Annotated in this window: 22 protein-coding genes and 1 other annotated feature; of the genes, 2 read left to right on the top strand and 20 right to left on the bottom strand. The window is 43.5% G+C overall.

The annotated features are described in order from the left end of the window. Positions 1–79 precede the first annotated feature (79 nt). The 3 genes from FCL54_RS24565 to FCL54_RS06120 all read right to left on the bottom strand — a co-directional run bounded on the left by FCL54_RS24565 (position 80) and on the right by FCL54_RS06120 (position 1,310). On the bottom strand, positions 80–202 hold the full coding sequence (locus FCL54_RS24565; RefSeq protein ID WP_281281350.1) for a hypothetical protein: 123 nt from the start codon (positions 200–202) through the stop codon (positions 80–82). Positions 203–295: 93 nt separating this feature from the next. Beyond that, positions 296–601 (bottom strand): AzlD domain-containing protein, encoded by a 306-nt coding sequence (locus tag FCL54_RS06125; RefSeq protein WP_138124261.1) that lies wholly within the window; start codon positions 599–601, stop codon positions 296–298. Further along, positions 594–1,310 carry an AzlC family ABC transporter permease gene (locus tag FCL54_RS06120; RefSeq protein ID WP_138124259.1) on the bottom strand — a complete coding sequence of 239 codons (717 nt, stop codon included), beginning with the start codon at positions 1,308–1,310 and terminating at the stop codon, positions 594–596. Before FCL54_RS06120 ends, FCL54_RS06125 begins: the two co-directional genes overlap by 8 nt. A 138-nt stretch (positions 1,311–1,448) precedes the next feature. Here FCL54_RS06120 and FCL54_RS06115 point away from each other — a divergent pair, with 138 nt between their 5' ends. After that, positions 1,449–2,018, top strand: coding sequence for a helix-turn-helix domain-containing protein (locus FCL54_RS06115; protein ID WP_138124257.1), 570 nt, complete (start codon positions 1,449–1,451; stop codon positions 2,016–2,018). A 289-nt stretch (positions 2,019–2,307) separates the two neighbouring features. On the opposite strand, the gene FCL54_RS06110 is transcribed toward FCL54_RS06115, so the two are convergent. The 11 genes from FCL54_RS06110 to FCL54_RS06060 all read right to left on the bottom strand — a co-directional run bounded on the left by FCL54_RS06110 (position 2,308) and on the right by FCL54_RS06060 (position 15,649). After that, the gene (locus FCL54_RS06110) at positions 2,308–3,714 is read right to left on the bottom strand and encodes an amino acid permease (RefSeq protein ID WP_138124255.1); all 1,407 of its coding nucleotides are present in this window, start codon (positions 3,712–3,714) and stop codon (positions 2,308–2,310) included. Positions 3,715–3,911: 197 nt separating this feature from the next. Next, positions 3,912–5,354, bottom strand: a complete 1,443-nt coding sequence (gene lpdA, locus FCL54_RS06105) for a dihydrolipoyl dehydrogenase (protein ID WP_138124253.1) — start codon at positions 5,352–5,354, stop codon at positions 3,912–3,914. Then, positions 5,355–6,620 carry a dihydrolipoamide acetyltransferase family protein gene (locus FCL54_RS06100; RefSeq protein WP_138124251.1) on the bottom strand — a complete coding sequence of 422 codons (1,266 nt, stop codon included), beginning with the start codon at positions 6,618–6,620 and terminating at the stop codon, positions 5,355–5,357. A gap of 10 nt (positions 6,621–6,630) precedes the next feature. Next, positions 6,631–7,626, bottom strand: a complete 996-nt coding sequence (locus FCL54_RS06095) for an alpha-ketoacid dehydrogenase subunit beta (RefSeq protein ID WP_138124249.1) — start codon at positions 7,624–7,626, stop codon at positions 6,631–6,633. Further along, entirely contained in the window at positions 7,626–8,690 is a 1,065-nt protein-coding gene (gene pdhA / locus FCL54_RS06090; RefSeq protein ID WP_138124876.1) for a pyruvate dehydrogenase (acetyl-transferring) E1 component subunit alpha, read from the bottom strand. Before pdhA ends, FCL54_RS06095 begins: the two co-directional genes overlap by 1 nt. A gap of 44 nt (positions 8,691–8,734) precedes the next feature. Next, positions 8,735–9,802 (bottom strand): Leu/Phe/Val dehydrogenase, encoded by a 1,068-nt coding sequence (locus FCL54_RS06085; protein ID WP_138124874.1) that lies wholly within the window; start codon positions 9,800–9,802, stop codon positions 8,735–8,737. Positions 9,803–9,877: 75 nt separating this feature from the next. After that, on the bottom strand, positions 9,878–10,276 hold the full coding sequence (locus FCL54_RS06080; protein ID WP_138124247.1) for a thioesterase family protein: 399 nt from the start codon (positions 10,274–10,276) through the stop codon (positions 9,878–9,880). A gap of 638 nt (positions 10,277–10,914) precedes the next feature. Next, complete coding sequence (locus tag FCL54_RS06075; protein ID WP_138124245.1) at positions 10,915–11,709, bottom strand: ABC transporter ATP-binding protein; 795 nt, start codon at positions 11,707–11,709, stop codon at positions 10,915–10,917. Then, on the bottom strand, positions 11,675–12,706 hold the full coding sequence (locus FCL54_RS06070) for an ABC transporter permease (RefSeq protein ID WP_138124243.1): 1,032 nt from the start codon (positions 12,704–12,706) through the stop codon (positions 11,675–11,677). The genes FCL54_RS06075 and FCL54_RS06070 overlap by 35 nt, the downstream gene beginning before the upstream one ends. 72 nt (positions 12,707–12,778) lie before the next feature. After that, positions 12,779–13,801 carry an ABC transporter substrate-binding protein gene (locus FCL54_RS06065; RefSeq protein WP_138124241.1) on the bottom strand — a complete coding sequence of 341 codons (1,023 nt, stop codon included), beginning with the start codon at positions 13,799–13,801 and terminating at the stop codon, positions 12,779–12,781. 371 nt (positions 13,802–14,172) lie between these two features. Continuing rightward, positions 14,173–14,369: a binding site (T-box leader), on the bottom strand. A gap of 305 nt (positions 14,370–14,674) precedes the next feature. Further along, positions 14,675–15,649 carry an NAD(P)H-dependent flavin oxidoreductase gene (locus tag FCL54_RS06060; RefSeq protein ID WP_138124239.1) on the bottom strand — a complete coding sequence of 325 codons (975 nt, stop codon included), beginning with the start codon at positions 15,647–15,649 and terminating at the stop codon, positions 14,675–14,677. Positions 15,650–15,792: 143 nt separating this feature from the next. Between FCL54_RS06060 and FCL54_RS06055 the strand changes: the two genes are divergently transcribed. Then, positions 15,793–16,317, top strand: coding sequence for a gamma carbonic anhydrase family protein (locus tag FCL54_RS06055; RefSeq protein WP_138124237.1), 525 nt, complete (start codon positions 15,793–15,795; stop codon positions 16,315–16,317). Positions 16,318–16,350: 33 nt separating this feature from the next. Here FCL54_RS06055 and paaX read toward each other — a convergent pair whose 3' ends face one another. From paaX to FCL54_RS06025, 6 genes are all read right to left on the bottom strand, one after another. Beyond that, the gene (gene paaX, locus FCL54_RS06050; RefSeq protein ID WP_246055152.1) at positions 16,351–17,247 is read right to left on the bottom strand and encodes a phenylacetic acid degradation operon negative regulatory protein PaaX; all 897 of its coding nucleotides are present in this window, start codon (positions 17,245–17,247) and stop codon (positions 16,351–16,353) included. Positions 17,248–17,368: 121 nt separating this feature from the next. Then, positions 17,369–18,145, bottom strand: coding sequence for an enoyl-CoA hydratase-related protein (locus FCL54_RS06045; RefSeq protein WP_138124235.1), 777 nt, complete (start codon positions 18,143–18,145; stop codon positions 17,369–17,371). 228 nt (positions 18,146–18,373) lie between these two features. Then, a complete protein-coding gene (locus FCL54_RS06040; RefSeq protein ID WP_138124233.1) occupies positions 18,374–19,576 on the bottom strand; it encodes a thiolase family protein in 1,203 nt (400 codons plus the stop codon). Continuing rightward, on the bottom strand, positions 19,573–20,442 hold the full coding sequence (locus FCL54_RS06035; RefSeq protein WP_138124231.1) for a 3-hydroxyacyl-CoA dehydrogenase: 870 nt from the start codon (positions 20,440–20,442) through the stop codon (positions 19,573–19,575). Before FCL54_RS06035 ends, FCL54_RS06040 begins: the two co-directional genes overlap by 4 nt. A gap of 116 nt (positions 20,443–20,558) precedes the next feature. Further along, complete coding sequence (locus tag FCL54_RS06030; protein ID WP_138124229.1) at positions 20,559–22,076, bottom strand: aldehyde dehydrogenase family protein; 1,518 nt, start codon at positions 22,074–22,076, stop codon at positions 20,559–20,561. Between the two features lie 30 nt (positions 22,077–22,106). Next, positions 22,107–22,880 (bottom strand): enoyl-CoA hydratase-related protein, encoded by a 774-nt coding sequence (locus tag FCL54_RS06025; RefSeq protein WP_138124227.1) that lies wholly within the window; start codon positions 22,878–22,880, stop codon positions 22,107–22,109. Positions 22,881–22,891: the final 11 nt, after the last annotated feature.

Below are 22,891 nucleotides of genomic sequence, written 5' to 3'. Positions count from 1 at the left end.
GAACTAATTCCAATTCTGGTGAAAGAATTTTGAATCATCGTTCGGATTTTCCTTTAGCTAAAGTATTTTTTCCAGCCTTTTACTTACCTCTATTTTCAATGTAAAAACTAACAAAAGCACTAACAATCTCAATGGACTGAAAAACCATCAGGGAAACAGCTGTTAACGAGAACAAACCGATTACGATAAAGCGAAACCACATATGGTTCCCTCCCCGGGCGCTTTTTGAACGAATCATTTTGTTCGACCACTTGCAAAAGAAAAAATTATTTATATATTTTAAAAAATGCTACAATCAGATAAAATATGCATAAACACTTAAAACAGCTATCGAACTCAATACTACAAAAATCAAGTTAGCGCCAAAATACGCGGCGATAAAAGCAGCTGCTGCGCCAACAATACCAAACCAAATATCTTCGTTGATTGTCAGGATCCCTGGGAAAATAAGAGCTCCCAGAATCGCAAACGGCACATTTTTTAAAATGTTTTGCACTTTTGGATGAATATGTTCTGAATTAAAAAAGACAAGCGGAACCATCCGGGGTATATACGTTACAACTGCCATGCCAAGGATGATCAATATGACTGATTCATTCAACCGGCTTCTCCCCTTTTCCTGTTAGTATTTCGATGGATACTGCAGAGATTAGGGTCGCCATAACAATCGACCATCCAGCAGAAAAATTCATCACCGTGAACAAGCTGTTTAGAACAGCTGCAACCACTGCAAGATAAAGCACTTTGCGTTGTTTTTTCACCGATGGTACCAACAGGCCTATAAACATGGCGTACAATGCGACTCCCATTGCTTCCTGTAATGTTTGCGGCAATGCAGAACCTATCAGATGGCCCGCACCAGAAAAGATTACCCAGCTGCTGTATGCGACCAGGCATAAGCCGAACATAAAACCAGTCGTTACTGTTCCTTCTCTTGTCGCTGCGACTGTAAATGTCTCATCCGTGATTCCAAAAGCATAGAGGGCTTTTTTCCATATCGAATCTTCTTCAACTTTCTCATTAACGGAAGCACTCATTAACAGATGCCGAATATTTACGATGAATATTGTAAAAACGATTTCCAGTGCACCGGTTCCGATAGCAAGAAGGCTCAATGTGATGTATTGTGCTGCTCCAGCATATACAAACATACTCATGGCGATTGTTTCAAATAGCGATAGTCCTGTTGTCTTTGCCAGCAATCCGTAAGTTAGCGCTACGGGCATATAGCCTATCGCGATGCTAAGCCCTGCCTGGATTCCTCTTATAAAGTCGGAACTCCTTTGCTGGTACGCAGTCGATGCCTGCATATGCTTCCCTCCTCCAACTCACCTGTTATAATATATTAAACATATTGTATGTTATAATAACACATAATGCAATTAATTGTTGGAAAATTTTATAAATGGATACATATCCCTATTTTTAACATAGACAGGAGATTTTTCATGGAAAAAGTAGCGCTCAATCGAATGATCGGAGAGAACTTAAAGAAGTTGAGAGAGGAGAATCATTTGAGTCTGGATAAGCTTGCACGTTTATCCGGAGTAAGTAAACCGATGCTTGCCCAGATTGAAAGGGGGGCATCGAATCCTACTGTGAGCACTCTCTGGAAAATTGCAAATGGACTCGGGGTTTCTTTTTCTACATTTTTAGAAGAGGAAGAACCGATTGTAAAAAAAGTCGACAGGAAAGCGATCGAGCCGTTAAAGGAAGAGACAGGTAAATTTCATGTGATTCCACTCTTTACAATGGAACCTGGAAAGTCATTTGAAGTTTTCTCCGTTATACTTGATCCGGGCTGTGACTATCAATCTAATGCACATCCGAACGGTGTAGAGGAATACATTCTTGTTGAACAAGGCAAGATGGAAATCAAGATTGAACAGGAAACCTATACACTTGAAGTTGGGCAAAGCATTCGCTTCACTGCCGGGTTTAAGCATTATTACTTAAACAAAACAGATGAACCATGCCAGGTTACGATGATTATTTATTACCCTCCGCATAAAAGCTAAAAGATAGTATATTATTTTAGGCTCTTTTCGCAAACTTTGTTGCTTAATAAACTTCACAGTTGAGAGGAACTGCGACGCAATTGCCACATTGATTTCCACTTCGGGCAGTTCGCTTTCCGCAGCGGTCATCCATCCGTTATGTCGCAGTTTATCTCTTTTACGCAATAGCAACAATCTTTTTAGAAAAGAGCCTTATTTTAAAATTAAATAAAGATGCTTTTTAATAAGAAAAGCGGCGTGTGGCATTCCACACACCGCAGCTGGTCAGACGGCATTTTTGATAGCTAGCTTATTCCAAGTGATGACCTGCAAACTTCTTAGCTCCAAAATAGCCTGCAAATATGATCATGATAATCGCGATACTGATTAGTAGTCCAATTCTTTCGCTATCCTGGAACCATGCCCCTGCGATTGCAAAAGCAATTAAGGCGATACCGAGGTAGGAAGAAAATGGAGCACCTAACATTTTAAAATATGTTTTTTTCTCCGGGTTTTCTTCATATCTACTACGCGTCTTTATCTGTGATGCAAGGATTACAACCCAATTTAAAAGCAGCATAATACCAGCAGCTGTTGTCAGGTATTCGTAGACTTTATCAGGGAGTATATAAGAAATAAAAATCATTACTCCGAGTGCAAAACCATTCAGTCCTAATGCTCTCACCGCTACTCCCTTTTTATTAAACTTTGCCAGTTTTGACGGTGCATCTCCGTCCCGCCCTAATGAGACGATCACTTTGGTAACCGAAAACATCGCCCCGACCATAGTTGAAAAAGCAGCCGTGATCAAAATGATGTTAAAGAGGGAGCCGATATAAGGGACATGAAAGACAGACAATGCTGTGACAAAAGGGCTCTCATCTTCACTTATCGCTGCCCATGTAACCATCGAGACAATGAAGAAGAGGGACAGTATATAAATAATCGCCAGAGCGATTACCATTGCGATCCCTGATTTCGGCGTGTCGTTCTTATCTTCCAGTTCGCTGGACATCAAACCGACAACAGCGATGCCCCCAAATGAAAACAGGACAAAAATCAGCGCTGTCCAGGAACCCATCGCACCATGGGGGAACCACTGTGAAAAGCCAACGCCCCCTGACTCAACTGAACTTACAGGATGAATAAAGTGAAACAAATAAAGTAAGCCAAAAACAATAAAACCGATAAGCGTTGCAATTTTCACAACTGCAAAAAGGGATTCAATCGTACCGAAGTTTCTCACTCCAAGAAGGTTGATCCCAATCCCAGTTGCAGTATACAAAACCATTAGCAGCCATAAAGGCGCTGCCGGAAACCAGTATTGCGTGAACAATGCCAGTGCAGTAATTTCACTTGCCATAATAAGAATGCCAGAGATCCAGTACATCCACCCGCTCATGAATCCTAACGGCCTACCGAAAGCTTCTTGCGCATATTTTCTAAATGAGCCAGTCTCTTTATCATGAACTGACATCTCTGCGAATGCACTAAAAACCAGAAATGCTACAATCCCTGCAATCAGGTAATCGATAAGAACTGAGGGTCCAGCTCTCTCGATGGACAATCCTGTACCTAGAAAGAATCCAGCTCCGATAATCGAACCGATTCCAATCAAAGACAACTGCCACCAGTGCAGCTTATGGCCTTCTCCCCTTTTAGCTTTTTGCTTTTGCCGATGCTGGATGGTTTGTTTAACAACATGTTCATTCCGCAAGTTAACGCGCCTTCTTTCTAAAGAAAATTGCTCGATTAGGAGACCTATATCTATACCCTTCCTTGCAAAACTCATTCATGAGAAGCCGACATCCTATAGGATGTTAACAAAATTGCAACAAAAACACCACAACCTTATAGGTTGTGGCTAATTCTAATCGGATTACTTTTTTTGAAAGCCCTGGTGGTGGTTACCTTTTAGTTTGTACTCACGGGCTTTTTCTTTTTGGCAGGCGGGATGTGGATCGCCTTTTCTTTTAATGCTTCACTTGCTTCAAGCCAGCCTTCATTTAAGCTCGGATGAGGATAATAAGGGTACATAATATCCTCGTCTCTAGCAACCATTTCCATGGCGAGAACACCTTTATCGATCAGCTCTATCGCTCCCTCGCTCATAACATGAAAACCTAAGACCCTATCTGTTTCAGCATCGGAAACAAGCTTCATAACACCATCTTTTTTCCCGATAATACTCGCAAACCCGTTTCCGGCCATCGAAAATTGGCCTGTTTTCACATGATAACCTTCTTCCGCAGCTTCTTCTTCTGTTAAGCCTACTGCCGCAATAGGCGGGGCGGTGTGTACAACAGTTGGAATCAAGGCAAGGCTATGCTCAGATGGTATTCCAGCGAGGCATTCTGCCGCTGTCTTTCCCTGCTTTGCCGCTTTGTTAGCAAAAGCCGGTCCTGCAGTGATATCTCCTATTGCAAAGATGGACGGTACTGAAGTCTGGCATTGGTTATTGATTTCAATAAATCCTTCCTCATTTAACGTTACATCTGAAAATTGGATACCGACATTCTCAAGATTTGGACGGTGTCCAACCGAATAGAAGAAGTGGCTTCCTTCTATGGTTATCGTTTCACCGGAGGAATGGACGGTCAGCTGTACACCGTTTTCATTTGTTTTAAGCTCTTTTACTTCTGAACCTTTTATCAGTTTAATCTTATTTTTCTTTAACACTCTTGTTAGTTCTTTTGTGATGGCATTATCGAATTCAAATGTATCTTTTTTATCATCTAACACTAATGTTACATTAGAACCAAGCATACGGAAGCTAGTAGCGATCTCAAGAGAAATATAATCTGACCCGTACACAACTAAATGTTCGGGCAGCTCCTCTAATTGAAACACGGAATAAGGACTTAATATCCGCTCGTGTAGTTCTTTAAGAAATTCCGGAACCAGCGGAGTACTTCCAGTAGCAATTATGGCATTTTCAAAACGGAACGCTTCAAACTTTTCATCCTGTTCGATGCCAATTTTATCATTTGAAGTAAAAGAAGCGGTCCCCTGGATCACTTCCACCCCATTCGCTTTCAGCAGGCCTTCAACACCTTTAGAAAGACCGTCTACCACATTTTTCTTTTTGTTCTGCCATCTTTCAAAAGAAAATTCCGCTTCCCCAACGGATATTCCAAATTCCTCTAAGTTCTTGGCATCCTTGAACTTAGAGGCTGCCTGTGTTAACACCTTGGAAGGAATACAACCATGATGCAGGCAAATGCCCCCTGGCTTTCCTTTTTCCACAAGCGTCACTTCCATACCGAGCTGGGCAGCTCTGATCGCCGCTGAATATCCTCCTGGTCCTCCGCCAATGATGATGAGTTCTCTTTCTTCAAGAATTTCGCCGACAACCATTTAGACCAACTCCAATAGCATGATGGATGGATTTTCAACATATTCCATGAATCGATTCGTAAATGCAACGGAAGCACCGCCATCAATCACTCGATGGTCAAAGGTTACAGAAACATTCATCATCGAGCGAATAACAATTTGATCTTCACCGCGTACGACCGGCATCTTTTTCGTTTTATGGAAGGCCATGAGCGCTACTTCCGGATAATTGATAATCGGTGTGGCACCTGTGCTGCCAAGCGGGCCAACATTGCTCACGGTAAACGTTCCGCCTTTTAAATCCGCATGGGTAAGCTGGTTCGTTTGGGCCTTTTTAGTCAGCTCTTTGACCCTGCTGTGAATTTCTTTAATCGAAAGGTTTTGTGCATCCATTAAAACAGGTACGATCAATCCTTCTTCTGCATCTGTTGCAATGCCAAGGTTTATGTGATCGTGCAGTACAATTTCTTCTTTTTCCTCGTCAAGCCTCGAATTAAAGATCGGAAACTCTTTTAATGTCAGGGCAAGCGCTTTCAAGAGAAAAGCAGGGACTGATATTTTGATTCCTTTTGAATCCTGCAACTCTTTTTTTAGCTCCAGAATGTTGGTAACATCCACTTCATCGAAATGGGTGACGTGTGGAATGGTATATAACGACTGTGTCATTTTTCTGGCGATCTGCTTGCGTCTACCTTTAAACGGGATCGTTTTTCTTTCAGCTGGTGCCCCGGTTTGTGCCTCGGTTTTCTCAGCAACTTGTTCAGCAGAACTTGAAGATGCTGCCTCCGTTTGATATTCTTTGGCCGTTTCACCGTTGTTTAAATAGTTATAAACATCTTCATCGAGTACTCTTCCGGCAGAGCCAGTTCCGGTTACCTTTTCAATATCAATGCCGTTCTCACGCGCAATTTTTCTTGTATATGGAGCTGCTAGCACACGGTGCGTCTTATCGTTTCCCGGAGATCGGCTTAACAACTTTTCAAAAGACCTGGTGTTTGAAGCAGGTTCCTTTTCTGCCTGTTTAGATTTCTGTACAGCCACAGGCTCTTTTGATTCAGTTTCTATCGTAACAAGGGTTGTTCCTACTTCAACAACATCACCGGGTTTTACAAGCAATTCTTTGATTTTCCCAGCAGAAGGAGCAGTTAATTCCGCTGTTACCTTATCCGTTTGCACCTCAAGTAAAGGCTGGTCAACTCCTACCATTTCGCCGGGCTTTACAAGCAAGTGGATTATTTCTCCCTCTGTCATTCCTTCCCCTATATCATGAAGCTTTACTTCTACCATTTTCCCCCTCCTAAAAAGAAACAGCTTTTTCGATTGCCTTTTGTACTCTCGTGCTGTCCGGTATATAGTCATCTTCTAAGTTAAAGAACGGCATCGGCGTATCGAATCCTGCCACACGTTCGATCGGCGCTCTCATATATAGGAAAGAAGTATCGTTGATAAGAGAAACGATATCGCTTCCAACTCCTCCGGATAACGGCGCTTCATGGACAATCACTGCTCGCCCTGTTTTTTGGACGGTTTCTGCAATAATGTCTTTGTCCAGCGGATACAGGGTCCGAAGATCGATAACGTCACAACTTACCCCTTTTTCTTCCATTTTTTCAGCAGCATCCATCGCTACTTTCACCATTGCTCCCCAGGCAAAAATGCTAACATCTTCTCCTTCTTTTAAACGGTTCCCTTTTCCGATTTCTACCGTATATTTGCCTTCAGGAACTTCGCCTTTTCCAGCCCGGTATATTTTCATCGGCTCTAGAAACAGAACGGGATCAGGATCTTCAATACTTGCGATGAGAAGCCCTTTCGCATCGTATGGGTTCGAAGGAACAACAACTTTAATCCCGGGCATATGGGTGAAAAGTGCTTCTGCGCTGTCACTATGGATCTCTGGAGCCCTCACGCCTGCACCATACGGAGCGCGGATAACCATCGGAACGGTAAAACGACCTTTTGTACGTGCCCGGATCCTTGTTGCATGTGTCATGATCTGGTTGAACGCAGGGTAGATGAAGCCCAGAAATTGAATTTCCACTATCGGAATAAATCCATTCATCGCAAGTCCTATTGAGGTTCCGACGATTCCGGATTCTGCAAGCGGGGTATCGATGACCCTTTCTTCTCCAAAAGCTTCGCATAACCCGTCAGTTGCACGGAACACACCTCCGTTCACCCCTACATCTTCCCCAAGGAGTAAAACACGTTCATCCTCTTCTAGCATCGTCCGCAGACCATCAGTCACAGCTTGAACAAGCGTCATCTTTTTCGTATTAATCGCTACTGTCATTATCTTTCACTCCTGTCTGCAAAGAATGCTTGTTTTTGCTCCTCAACAGGCCAAACATCAGTGCCAAACACATAATCGAACATAACCGCTTCGTCGGATTTTTCCACTTTTTCCATTTCCTCTACCGCTTCATCCAGACGGCGTGATGCATCTTTTTGCACCTCTTCGGCCCATTCTTCATCCCAGTATCCTTGCTTTTGCATGAATTTCTCCAGCCTTGTCATCGGATCATATTTTTCACGGCGTTCATGGCTTTCATGCTGGTCACGGTATTTTGTTGGGTCATCTGTTGTCGTGTGTGCACCGTATCGCCATGTTAATGCTTCTATTAAAGATGGACCTTCGCCGTTCCGGGCTCTATCTACAGCTTTCTTTGTTTCAAAGTAAACGGCGAAAATATCGTTACCATCTACTCGAACGCCAGGAATATCATAAGCTAAAGCTTTTTGAGCTATCGTTTTAGACTTCATTTGCTTATTGATCGGGAGGCTGATCGCAAACCCGTTATTCTGGTTAAAAAAGATTGCAGGAACATTAAAGACGCTCGCAAAGTTTAACCCTTCGTGAAAATCCCCTTCAGAAGTTGCTCCATCTCCAAAGTAAACTAGAGAAACGCGATCGTTACCCTTTTTCTTGTCAGCCCAAGCGGTTCCCGTTGCATGGAGGATTTGAGACGCAATCGGCACTGCAGGAGGAAAAATATTCTTTCCTTCCGGCGGAACACAGCCTTCAATAAATCCTCTCCAATATAAAAAGATATTTTTCAATGAATGGCCAAAAGCTGATGTTGCACCGTGGTCACGATAGGTCGGGAACATCCAGTCTCCGTCTTCTAATGCAAGCGCACTTCCGATTTGTGCTGCCTCCTGCCCCTCGAACGGCACATAAGTTCCGATTCTTCCCTGCCGTTGAAGATTTACACCTTTACGGTCAAACAACCTTGCAAAGATCATTTTCTCGTAAAACTTCCGGGCAAGCTCTTCTGTTATTTCCGATTTATAGTCGTCATTGACCATATTTCCCTCTCCATCAATAATTTGATAGGTCGGAAACTGGCTTTCTATGCTTGTATTCATACCGACACCCCTCTTTTTCCCGTAAATTTGTCTTAACTCCGAATCGCCCATTTTGCAGGCTTTGCATGATTAAAAAAGCTGTTCCGTCTTTTTCTGCGTTCGATTCGGTCCTCACAAAATTGGTTTGCGGCAATCACCGTAGAAACATTTCGTTTCTCGGCCTGTTGGTAGATTTCAAGCAACGTATCATAGATTGCTCTTGTCTTTTGTAACACTCTTTGTTTATTTGGCGTATACAGTTCGTCTGCTACCTGGATCAAACCGCCGCTGTTAACGATATAGTCGGGTGCATATAAGATTCCTTTTTCTTTTAACAAGTCTCCATGCCGTGTTTCAAGCAACTGGTTGTTTGCAGATCCAGCTATTGCTTTTACCCTCAACAATTCGATCGTTTCATCGTTGATAACTCCGCCAAGCGCACACGGAACAAAGACATCTGCATCTGTTCGGTAAATCTCTTTTCCTTCCACTGCTCTTACTCTTCCGTTAAGAGATTCCGCCTTCATCAAAAGATTATTGACCGCAGCTTCGTTAATATCTGTCACATAAAGGTCTGCCCCGAATTCAAGAAGTGTTTCCGCTACTTTAAAGCCAACCTTTCCAAGTCCCTGGATGGCATATGCCCTTCCTTCAAGAGAAGTAGTGCCATAAATCATTTTGTTTGTGGCTTCAAGCCCGTAAATTACACCCTTAGCTGTTGGTACGGAGGAATCTCCGTTTCCGCCATACTCCTCTGGAACTCCTACAATGCAATTTGTTTCTTTCAAGGCGTGAACAAAGTCTTCGGGCGTTGTTCCCATGTCGGTTCCGGTATAGAACCTTCCGTTTAAGGACTCCACGAACTGTCCAAAAGCTCTGAACAATTCAGGACTTTTGTCACTTAACGGATCCCCGATAATAACCGCCTTTCCGCCTCCAAAGTCTACATCAGCTGCAGCACATTTATATGTCATTCCTTTTGAGAGCCTCAATACATCTTCCAGTGCATCATCCACCGTTTTATATGGTCTCATCCGGCAGCCGCCAAGCGCCGGACCTAACGTCGTATTATGTATAGCTATAATTGCCTTAAGCCCTGTTTCAGGATCGTTACAGAACATTACCTGTTCATGCTCATTAATACGATCAAACAAAGCTTTCACCCCCTGTCTATGAAATCGCTTTCAAAAAAACCCTTATGAAACACTTAATTCATCCAACTTTTTCTTTATAGCTTCTTTAGGTAGAATGAACTGGGTGACTTCCCCTTTTCCAACCAGTATGTCACCGTTAAACACCTCTACGTCACAGATAACAGCTTTTCCTTTTAGCTTTGTTAAAGTTGCCGTTACCTTAATTTCAGCACCTGCAGGAGTTGGGTTATTATGTGAAGCTGTGACACCGCCTCCGATACCTTCTTCATGGTCTTCCAGATAAGGCAGGATGATCTGTCTTGCTGCCCATTCCATATGATAGACCATCGAAACGGTAGAATAGGCCGGGTGAACAACGTTTCCTTCAAATTGTGCAAACATGTCTGGTGTGACTGTCGCATAAATGGTAGCCTTTTGGCCGATTTCCATTCCAGGTTTCATGCCGTACCTCCTATGACTATCCTCGATATAATGAATAAAATATATGACGTTTAATTAACGCTATAATATCATTTCGTAAAATAATCGTCAATTAGTTGTCACAAAATTTGAACTTTACTGACGTTGTGACGCGTTGCAATGATGGGGAGGTTGGGAGGGTACGAGCACTACTACTTTTTTGCTCTCCCGGGCGACTCTTTTGTGATCTCAGCATCTTACATGCGAGCATGACGCTGCTGAGATCACAACGAGTCTGGTCGCTTCGCTTTTGTAAAGAAGATTTGGTAATCTTCTTTTTGGGGAGAGCAAAGATGTTTCGCTTCGTGGTCTTCGTAAAACCTTTTGGAGGGGATGCTGGGGAGCAAAATTATAGGTCATTTATTCCTCTATTTGTTGTTTAAGCGATGGTTGGGAGAATTTATAGGTCATCTGTTCCTCTATTCATTTAAAAAAGCCGCAAATAACAGGGTTAATAGAGTAATAGCGGAACAGATGACCGTTAATTTTTAATACAGGCCATTTTGTCACAAATAACGGAACAGATGACCTCTTCTACCCACATGGCCGCTCCCTCCGCCTGTTTCCACATACATAAAAAAAACAGCATATCGCCTGGCGATATGCTGCTCTTTTCTCTATTATCCCAGCAAAGCGCGGTCGCTTGCCATTTTGGATCCTCGTATTCTTTGGAATTCGTTCAGGAGGTTTTCGATTGTCAGCTCCTGTTTTTCTTCGCCTGATACTTCAAGAATGATCTGGCCTTTGTCCATCATGATCAGCCTGTTTCCAAGGTCGAGTGCCTGCTGCATATTGTGGGTAACCATGAGTGTTGTCAGATTATATTTTGCTACGATTTCTTTCGTTAAGTTAGTGATCAGTTCCGCTCTGGATGGATCGAGTGCCGCTGTATGCTCATCAAGGAGGAGAATTTTGGGTTCAGTGAAAGTTGCCATCAATAAAGATAACGCTTGCCTTTCTCCTCCTGACAGCAATCCAACTTTAGCGTTAAGCCTGTCTTCAAGGCCAAGGTGCAAAGATTCCAGGTATTCCTGAAAGCTGTGTCGCAGTTTTTTCGTTACGCCTTTTCGCAACGTTCTTTTTTTGTCTCTATTGTAAGCCATCGCCAGATTTTCTTCTATTGTCATCGTTGGGGCTGTACCTGCCATCGGATCTTGAAAAACCCTGCCAATAAACGAAGACCGCTTGTATTCAGGAAGGGAAGTAACATCTTTTCCGTCAATGAAAACCTTTCCTATATCAGGCGTTAAGACACCCGATATCATGTTCATAAGAGTTGACTTTCCGGCTCCATTACTACCGATTACCGTGACAAAATCTCCAGGTTCAAGATGGAGCTGAATATCGTCTAATGCCACTTTTTCATCAAGGGTTCCCTCGTTAAATACTTTGTGAATCCGATTTAGTTGCAGCATATTCTTCCTCTCCCTTCGCTGTAGCTTCCTGGAGCCTTTCAGATTGTCGTTTGCGCTTTCGAGATTTTTCCTTCTGGGCGTCCACCATTTTTGGAACGATCAAGGATAAAACAACGATGGTAGCCGTGATTAACTTCATATCTCCTGTTTCGAGAAAATCAACTCGTAATGCAAGCGTCACAACGATTCGATAAATAACAGCCCCTCCGATTACCGCAAAGGTGGTTACCGCGATCGTCCTTGTTCCAAAAATCGCTTCTCCAATGATAACGGAAGCAAGACCGATAATAATCATACCGATACCCATACCGACGTCTGCAAAGGATCCGTATTGCGCGATCAAAGCCCCTGAAAGCGCTACCAGGGCATTGGATAGTCCAAGTCCTAAAATCGTAAGTTGATCAGTGTTCGCTGAAAAGCTTCTGATCATCCGTTTGTTGTCCCCGGTCGCCCTTAAAGCCAGGCCGACCTGTGTTTTCAAGAACATATCCGTTAAGATTTTAATAATAATCGTAAGAATAATCATGCTGAACAGTACAGACCAGGTAGCCGGCAAACTTTCGCCTAATCCGATAGCAGATCCGATACTGTTGAACAGGTTATCAAGTCCCATAGAAGCCCATACACCTTCTATTTTCGTAAAAAAAGATTCTTCGTTCAATAATGGCACATTCGACCTTCCCATAATACGGAGGTTGATAGAATAAAGGGCAATCATCATCAGGATCCCGGAAAGCAGGGGATTTATTTTTCCTTTCGTATGCAGCAATCCTGTCACACACCCTGCAAGAAAGCCTGCGATAACTGCTACGAAAGTCGCCAGAAAAGGATTTTGTCCATTCACTATCATGATCGCTGCAATCGCAGCTCCTGTTACAAAGCTTCCGTCAACAGTTAAGTCCGGGAAATCCAAAATCCGAAATGAGAGATAAACTCCTAGAGCCATAATAGCGTAAATGACACCTGATTCTACTGCCCCGAATAATGCTGTAATCATGTTATGTCCTCCCCTCACAACTAAGGGCCCGAAAAGAAGGCCTGCTTCTCTTCGAACCCTCGACCTGTTGTATTATTTGATTTCCGCCTTGTCTTCCCACTCAGGCTTGATCTCGATTCCCATTTCTTTTGCCGCTTCCTTGTTGATCACAAGCTTCAAGTTTTGAGGATGCTGAACTTCTAACTGATCAGCCGTTTTTTCGCCTTTTAGGATCTGAGCCGCCATAACGCCTGCTTCATAACCAATGTCAGCGTAATCGAATCCGTAAGCTGCAAAAGCTCCTCTTTCCACAGAATCAAGTTCTCCGGCAAACATCGGAATGTCATTATCATATGCAACGCTGATAACTGACTCAAGAGCCGATACGACAGTGTTGTCTGTAATGATGTAGATCACATCCGCTTTTCCTACAAGGGCTTCAGCAGCCTGCTTAACTTCAGCAGAAGTGGAGACGCTCTTCTCAACAGCTTTTAATCCTGTCCCTTCCATTGCCTTTTTAACAATGTCTACCTGGGCAACAGAGTTTTGTTCTCCAGCGTTATAAATCATACCTACCGTTTTTGCGTCAAATTCATCTGCGATGAACTTAATGGTGTTTGGAATCGCATCTGGGTGTGTATCTGTTGTTCCAGTAATATTTGGACCCGGTTTATCAAAAGATTCTACCAGCTTTGCTCCAACCGGATCTGTAACGGAAGTAAATACGATCGGTATGTCCTGTGTTGCATTTAATGCCGCCTGTGCACTCGGCGTGGCATTAGCAAAGATAAGATCGACCTTATCCCCTACCAGGTTTTTAGCAATGGTGTTGGTGTTGTTCATGTCTGCCTGTGCATTTTGCACATCGTATTCAACGTTATCCCCTTCTTTTAAACCGTTATCCTCAAGGCCTTTCTTAAAGCCCTCAAACGCCGCATCAAGGGAAGGGTGTTCAACGAACTGTGATACTCCTACTGTATAGGTTTTTCCATCACTTTCCCCGCCGCCGGCACTGCCGGAGTCACTATTTGTTGAAGCGTTGTTGCTTCCACAACCCGCTAAAGCCATAACACTGATTATCGATACACCTACAAGCTTTTTCCAACCTCTTAACATCCCTGTTCCCCCTTATATTTAATAGATTCTCTGCCAATTCTATTTGTATAAATGGATTACTTTCACCCCTTTATATATCAAATTAACTAAATAGCGTTATTTTATCGTTATATTATCATTGGAACTAAACGAATGTCAACGAATAGTCTAACAATTTATAATATTTTATATTTTAGAAATTGAAGGTATTTCACCGTTTTTATTTGCTTAAAATACTATTGGAAATAATAGAATCAGAGAGTTTAGTAACGGGGGTCTCCCCCATGAAAAATGGATTATCCGAGTACTTCCTTGATTTTTTCCACTGCAAAATATTTAGGAGTTTTATACCCTGCATAACATTTATTCCACAAAAAAAGCCCCTTCGGAAATGAAGGGACGGAAATTCCGCGGTACCACCCTAATTGACACTAAGGACCAACTCATAATTTTAACGATGAAGAATCACCGGGCCTGTGGCCATGCTCCATATATGAAAATTCATCATCTATTCCCCTTAGTTCACACCATCCACTAAGTCTCTGCTTGCTGTAGAATAACGATTACTTCTATACTTCTTTGCTTTTATAATATTCACATGTCACTTTTACACTTTTATGCTTTTATGCGTTTAAGTATTGATAATATCTTAAATCGCTATAAAGGACTTGTCAAGCGTTTCTAGTAATTTTTCTGAAGATTATTTTTTTTACAGCTTTATTTTAAGAAACCTGCCGATCGCTGTCCTTAAGGAGGATTCTGGGGAGCTGATTGATGGAGACTTAAGTGCGCTTATGTATATTCTTAAACTTTTAACGACGTCGAGTCTCCTCTGCTAAAAGTTTCACTCGCCTATACGGCAAAAAAGATGCCCCTATTAAGGGCACCATGTAATCATTTATTTTGCGTGGACGTGAATTGCTTTAGTTGCTCGCTTGCATTGTCTGCAGCTTCTTTTGCCTCTTCGATCATCTTTTCGATAACTTCTTTTACACTTGGAGCCGAATCGATTAGCCCTGAAATTTGGCCTCCGTTGATAAACCCCTCATCAAGCCTGCCTTCAAGAGCCCCTATCTTATGTTTCTCCTCATTTGTAAGGTTTTGGAATTCTTCTGCAGACAGACCGTTTTTTTCAAGCTCCAAAAGTTTTTGGGAATACGGTGTTTTTAATAGTCTTCTAATTTTGCCTGCACTTCTTCCTACAATATGTGTTTCTGTATCGGATGCGTTTAAGATATGCTCCTTGTAAAGCTGATGAACAGGAGCCTCTTTTGTAGCAATAAACCTTGTACCCATCTGTACCCCCTGTGCACCGAGGGAGAGTACTGCAGCGAGTCCGTTTCCGTTTCCGACGCCTCCCGCAGCAGCAACCGGAATAGATACCGCTTTTACAATCTGGGGAATAAGCGTTAGAGTTGTCGTCTCCAGGTTGGAGTTAATTCCCGCAGCCTCGTATCCTTCAGCTACGATCATGTCAGCCCCAGCCTGCTCAGCCTTTATTGCATGTTTTACAGAAGCGACAACACAGATCACTTTAACCCCTTTTTCTTTAAACTTTGGTATATATGGAGCCGGATTACCTGCAGACAAAGATACAACCGGAATATTATGCTTAAATACCAGCTTACCGAGTTCCTTGACGTATGGTGTAACCGATAGCGGAATATTTAAAGCGATCGGACGGGAAGTTCTTCTTTTTGCTTCCTTTAGAATTTCCTCTACTTCTGCTGGAGCCATCGTGCCGGCCCCGATCGTCCCCAGGCCACCTGCTTCCGATACAGCAGCAGTAAGAGGAGCGTTCGAGATGTTTCCCATCCCTCCCTGAATAATTGGAAAAGATATATCCAGTAAACGACATAACTTATTCATCCTATTACTCCTTTCTGGATGCCGAATATACTTATACGTTTTTTGTTAACGTCGTAAATAAAATGTTATACTAATGATAACGCTTAAAAAAAGATTGAACAATAGAACATTTTAAAATTTTCTACTAATAGGGGGATTTAACGTTGCTATATCCATATAACGGGATGCATCCAAAAGTTGATGACAGTGCCTTCATTGCTCCGGGAGCCAGAATAATCGGTGATGTTTCGATCGGCAAGGAGTCAAGTATCTGGTTCAATACCGTTATTCGCGGAGACGAGGCGCCTATTACCATCGGGGACAGAACCAATGTGCAGGATAATTGCACCTGCCACTTATATGAAGGCTCTCCGCTTGTTCTTGAAGATGAAGTTTCGATTGGGCATAACGTCATCCTTCATGGCTGCACAATCAGAAAGGGTGCACTGATCGGCATGGGTGCCATCATTTTGGATGGTGCTGAAATTGGTGAGGGAGCTTTTGTTGCGGCCAATACGCTTGTACCTCCAGGCAAAAAAATACCGCCCAAAACAATGGTCATGGGTTCTCCCGGAAAAGTGGTCCGTGACTTAAATGAAAAAGATTTTGAATTGATTCAACTGACAATCGAAACCTACCAAAAAAAAGGGCAGGAATTCAAAGAACAGTTTAAAGGTATGCAAGAATGAGAAAAGCACCCCCTCAGGGTGCCTTTCTTTCTGTTAACTTTTCTGTTCAATGATCAACGGATGGTGCAGCGCGTCATAACTGACATCCCGTTTCTTTAATTCGTTTCCTTCCTGGAACACTTCTTCGAAAAAGCGAGAAGCAGGTTGTGCGAGAGATTTATAATAGTCGCTGAATAAAGAAGCAGCATGATCTCCAAGCCATTTATCAGGAAGAAGCTGTTCAGGCAAACCTGGATCGACAAACAAAAACTTCCGATATTCATGGATAAGCTTTGTCCTCTCTACAAAGCAGTCCCCGTCTGACATCTCGCCCTTTTCAATCTTGTTTCTGTCAATAATGTACTTTTGGCTGTATTCACTGATGAACTCTTCATACCTGCTGTTTATTTCTTCAAGGTCCCAGCACTCGGAAACCAATTGCTGGTTTGTGTTCGGGCCTTCGTACTTTGCAACAAAAAAGTGAATATAAGGCTCGATCTCATATTTATCGATCATAGACTTAACCTGGTCCTCAAGCTTATTAGGCGAGATCCACGTACTTGTCGACAAACTGCCAAAGCCGCTCCATACCAGTTCTTTACGCAATTCATCCCGGATGTTCCGTTTCTCTTCGGGAATCGTATACATTAACATTCTCCATTGTCCATCCCAGTCATCCTGCTGAAGCTTAAAAATCCTATTCGCCGCTTCTTCGATTCTTCGTATTCCTCGATCCGTTAAATAATAGAAGCTCTTGTTTCCTTTTCGGCGGGCCTTCACCCAGCCTTGCTTGTTCATCCTGGAGATAGCGGCACGGACCGATTGCTCATTATGCCCAAATTCCTTCAATAACCGAATCAAGCTGCCAATCCAAATTTCGTTTCCATAGTGACTTATATAATCCCCGTAAAGGGTGAAAATCATCGATCTAGTATTTAAACCATTCTTCATTCCAGTACCACCTTCATCGATCTGTTAAAACATCTCGTTCTTCTTACCAGCCGCTTTTAAAACGGAAGCAGTATTTTCTGTAATGCTACCAGACCCAGAGATGGTGTGCAAGGGATTGTGATCATTCTCCTTTAAAAACAGGCTTCCTTTTTTCGCTAAACGCTTCTAACGCTTCAATACGGTCTTTTGTTGGGATTGTTACTTCATATGCTTTCGATTCGATCGCCATTCCAGTTTGAAGGTCTACGTTCATCCCTTCACGAACAGCAAACTTCGCCTGTTGAACAGCGATAGGGCCATTTTTCGTGATCTGGGAAGCAAAATCCTCACATGCGTCCATCAGTGAATCTTTTTCCACTACCCGATTTAAAATTCCTACCTCATACGCCTCTTCCGATGTAAGCTTTTTAGCCGTTAATATAAGCTCGAGCGCTTTGGCAGTGCCGATGATCCGCGGCAGACGCTGTGTTCCGCCAGCTCCAGGTATAATAGCAAGACTCGTTTCGGTCAAGCCCATCTTTGTCCCTTCTACTGCAAAGCGAAAATCGCATGCCAGCGCAAGTTCAAATCCTCCTCCAAACGCATAGCCGTTTAATGCAGCGATCGTTGGTTGAGGAAGGGCTTCTATTGCAGAGAAAACTTCTCTGATTTTCTTCACATTCCGGCGCACTTCCTGTTCAGACAATGTTTTTCTTTCTTTCAGGTCTGCTCCTGCACTGAACGCTTTGTCGCCGGCACCTGTGAAGATGACGACACGGACATTTTTATCGGTATGGATTTCTTCAATGATGCCTTCCATTGTTTTCAATGTTTCATAGTTGAAGCAGTTTAGGACATCTGGTCTATTGAGTGTGACGTAGCCTATGTGGTTTTTAACTTCATATTCGATGACTGCCATAACGGGATTCCCTCCTGAGTATAATGGTTATGCTGGCTGATATGTTATAAGACTTTTTCTCTTCTGGTGACTCTTATAGGAAGGTAGCATTATACATACGAGCAGGTCAAAGCTACCTTTATAAGCCGGTCGCTTGCGCTCTATCAAAAAGATTTATTCACTCTTTTTGATAGAGTAAAGATGTGTTGCTTCGTTCTCTTAATAAAAACTTTTTGCCAGCATTCTCTCTTATTCCATATTCTCGATTATTGTCGCAATTCCTTGTCCGACTCCGATACACATTGTCGCGAGGCCATATTTTGTGCCTCTTTTTGACATTTCATGGATCAGGGTTGTCAGGATTCTTGCTCCACTTGCTCCAAGTGGATGGCCATAAGCGATTGCTCCGCCGTTAACGTTTACGATATCTTCGTTTAGCCCAAGTTCATTGATACAGGCTAGGGATTGCGATGCAAATGCTTCGTTTAATTCCACCAGTCCGATATCGTCCGTCGTTAGATTCGCTCTCTTTAATGCCTTCTGGGAAGCATAGATCGGACCGAGCCCCATTACGGCAGGTTCAAGCCCGGCTGTTCCTGAAGCGACATAACGGGCAAGAGGCTTGAAGCCAAGTTCCTTCGCTTTATCAGCACTCATCAATAATAAAGCAGAGGCACCATCGTTTATTCCTGAAGCATTCCCCGCTGTTATTGTTCCATCAGTAAAGAGCGGCCGTAGCTTCGTGAGTTTTTCCATCGACGTGCCTGGACGAGGATGTTCATCCGTATCGACCACAATCTCATTGCCTTTTCTGTCGTAATATGTCACCGGCACTATTTCATCTTTTAAACGCCCAGATTCCATCGCAGAAGCAGCCTTTTCCTGGCTGTTCACTGCGAATTCATCTTGCTCTCCCCTCGAAATTTTGTACCGTTTTGCCACATTTTCTGCCGTTTGCGGCATGCTGTCTGTTCCAAACTTTTCATCGATCAACGGATTTGTAAAACGCCAGCCGATTGTCGTATCGAACATTTCCATATTCCCTCGCGGAAACTCTTGCTCAGGTTTTGCCATCACAAACGGAGCACGCGTCATGCTTTCCGTCCCGCCGGCGATAAAGACATCACCTTCACCGGCCATGATTGCCCTTGCTGCATAGATGACAGCATCCATCCCTGATCCGCACAAACGGTTGATAGTCGTTCCACCTGTTTCGACAGGAAGATCTGCAAGAAGGCCGGCCATACGGGCGACGTTACGGTTCTCTTCTCCGGCACCGTTCGCGTTACCCATCACCACTTCTTCCACATCCTGACCTGAGAGAGCACTGTTGCGCTCCATCAATGCCCGTATAACGACAGCTGCAAGGTCATCCGGTCGAACATTCTTTAAAGCACCTTTATATCTTCCAATCGGAGTTCTTACCGCATCGACGATGACTACTTCCTTCATTTTGACACCTCCTGCTTCCTCGGATACTCATAAACACCTTTGCCTGTTTTCCGTCCAAGCCTTCCAGCCTTAACATATTTCACAAGAAGCGGACATGGGCGATATTTCTCTCCAAGTGTTTCGTATAAATAGGTTAGATTATTTAATCTAGTATCCAATCCGACAAGATCGCCAAGTTCAAACGGTCCCATCGGATAATTCAATCCAAGCTTGATCGCTTTATCGATTTCTTCAGCTGTTCCAACGCCCTCCTGGAGCATATAAAATGCTTCATTGCCGACAAGCGCACTGATCCGGCTTGTCACAAAGCCGGGAAATTCGTTTACTGTAACCGTTTCTTTCCCCATTTTTCCAGCAACAAGTTTTGCCACTTCCACCGTCTCATCAGCCGTTTCGATCCCCCGGATGATTTCGATCAGCGGCATACGATGGACAGGGTTAAAGAAGTGCATCGCAATAACTTTCTCCGGCCTTTTTGTAAAAGAAGCAATTTCTGTCGGACTCATCGTTGAAGTGTTTGTTGCAAAATAACAGTGCTCAGGAGCATTCTCATCAAGGGTTTCAAATATTTTTTGCTTAATTTCAATCTTCTCCGGTACTGCTTCGATAACAAGCTCCGCATCCTTCACGGCTTCCTCAAGGTTACTTTCATAACTCAATCTCGAAGAAGCTGCACTCCGCTGTTCGTTTGTAATCTTTCCTTTTTCAATCCCTTTTTGAAAGATTTTCTCAAGTTCGTCCCTTGCACTTTCAAGGGCATTTCGATTAATATCGACTAGCTTTACTTCCATACCGCCAAGTGCACCGACATAGGCGATCCCGCGTCCCATCACTCCAGAGCCGACAACAACCATGTTATGTACCATTATGGATCCCTCCGTATTAAGAGTTTCTTCATCCGAGCGTATGCTCAGTCAGGAAATAACAGAATGCGAGCACTTCAGCTGGTGAAGTACTCGCGTATAAAGATAGAATGTTACTTTTACAGGCCGAACGGATTTAGCGGTTTGCTTCCGATGTAAGACAATACACTCTTTGTTTCTGTATAGAGATCGAGCGTTTCGATACTTAACTCTCTTCCAAAACCGGATTGTTTATATCCTCCAAACGGAGTTCCAGGGAATGCAGAGAAAGGAGAGTTAACCATGATCGTACCTGCCTGCAACTGAGCTGCTACTTTATTGGCACGCGCATAATCCTTCGTCCAGATTGCTGCTGCGAGTCCATAAACACTGTCATTAGCCAATTTGATAACTTCTTTTTCATCAGAAAACTTCATCACCACAACAACAGGCCCGAAGATCTCTTCACGCACTACTTTCATGTCACTTGTTACATCTGTAATGATCGTTGGTGCATACCAGTAGCCGTTTTCAAAGCCTTCGACTTTTACTGATTCGCCGCCGGTAACAACGTTTGCCCCATCTTCACGTGCAGATTGGACATAACCGTCTATCGTATCAAGCTGCCCCTGGCTGATAACAGCACCCATATGAGTTTGGTCGCTCATCGGATCACCAAGCTGAAGCTTTTTCGCCTTTTCAACAAACTTTTCCATAAATGCATCGTAAATATCTTCATGCACGTACAATCTTGAGCGCGCTTCACAGGATTGGCCTGTGTTATAGAAGATACCGAACAATGAACCATCAACCGCACCATCAAGATCGCAGTCAGGGAAAACAAGGTTAGGCGATTTTCCGCCAAGTTCAAGCGTTACTCTTTTTAATGTTTCAGAGGCTTTCGCCATAATATCTTTACCTGTTTGTGTTTCACCAGTGAATGCTACTTTATCTACCCCTTCATGCTCAACAAGGTAGGATCCGATCGTAGAACCAGGACCGGTCACAACGTTTACTACACCAGCCGGCACTCCTGCTTCATGGCATATTTCTGTAAGAATAATCGCTGTTAATGGTGTCAGGCTCGCAGGCTTTAACACGATCGAACAGCCAGCAGCAATCGCCGGCGCTACTTTCCAGGCGGCCATCATCATCGGGTAGTTCCATGGAATGATCTGTGCACAAACGCCGAGTGGTTCTTTCATCTCAGTGTTCGTAAACGGACCAGGTACATTGTTCACATACCCTCTATGCCCTACAATCGCACCTGCATAAAATTCAAAGTCTTCGATCGCCTGCATCACCTGTCCCTGTGCAGCCGCAATCGTCTTTCCACTGTTCATTACCTCAAGCTCCACGAGTTCCTTGAAACGTGAACGCATGATCGAAGCGATTTTATTCAATACTCTGGAACGCTTCCCTACAGGATAGCGCTTCCATTTTCCGTTATCAAAAGCATTTCTTGCTGCTTCCACAGCTCGGTCTACGTCTTCTTTTCCACCTTTTGCAACTTCAGCGATCGCTTCACCTGTGGCAGGGTTGTATGTAGTAAACGTTTCCCCTGAAGCGCTCTCAACCTGCTCTCCATTAATTATCATACTGTAGCGGTCACGTTTCATTTCCTGGTTTGTCGATTCTTTCACTTGAGCTGTACCCATGTATGATCATCCTTTCAAAGTTTAAATCTATTATTTTCCCTGGAATACAGGCCTTCTCTTTTCAAGAAAAGCCTGGATTCCTTCGTGGTGGTCTGCTGTCAGTCCCGCTGTCTTCTGGGCTCCTGCTTCCATTTCAAGCACTTCATCCAGATCGCTATCCCAGCTTTTTTGAAGGTAGCGCTTGATCAAGCCTATTGCCTTGGTCGGCATGGATGCAAGCCTTTCTGCAAAAGCAGCCACTTTTTCATCCCATTCCTCTTCTGTGTACACTTCTGTCACAAGCCCCAGTTCTTTTGCCTGTGGAGCTTTAATCTTTTCTCCTAAAACAGCAAGCTCGAGTGCCTTTGCATGGCCCACTATCCTTGGCAAGTAATAAAGATTTCCTGAGTCCGGCACAAGGCCGACATGTATGAATGCCTCAACAAAACTAGCATTCTCTTTCGCCAATCTGAAATCACATGCGAGCGCCAGGCTCATTCCGGCTCCGGCTGCTACCCCGTTCACTGCTGCTACGACCGGTTTTTCAATCGAGGCAAGCTTCTTTACCATCGGGTTGTAGCGTTTACGAAGCACTTCGGCATGGTCCATCTGCTCATTGACCCCTGCTAGATCTTCCCCTGAGCAAAACGCTCTTCCCGCACCTGTAATGAGGACACAACGTACGTTTTCGTCACGTTCTGCTTGCTTTGCCGCATCTGTTATCTCTTTATTTAATTGTTCTGTAAAAGCATTAAGCTTTTCCGGCCGATTTAACGTCAGCCATGCAACGTTATTTTTCACTTCATACGTTATTGTTTCGTACATCATCCTGCCCC

Source organism: Exobacillus caeni, assembly GCF_005747095.1.
Classification (GTDB): Bacteria; Bacillota; Bacilli; order Bacillales; family Guptibacillaceae; genus Exobacillus; species Exobacillus caeni.
This window is presented reverse-complemented; position numbering and strand designations above follow the sequence as displayed.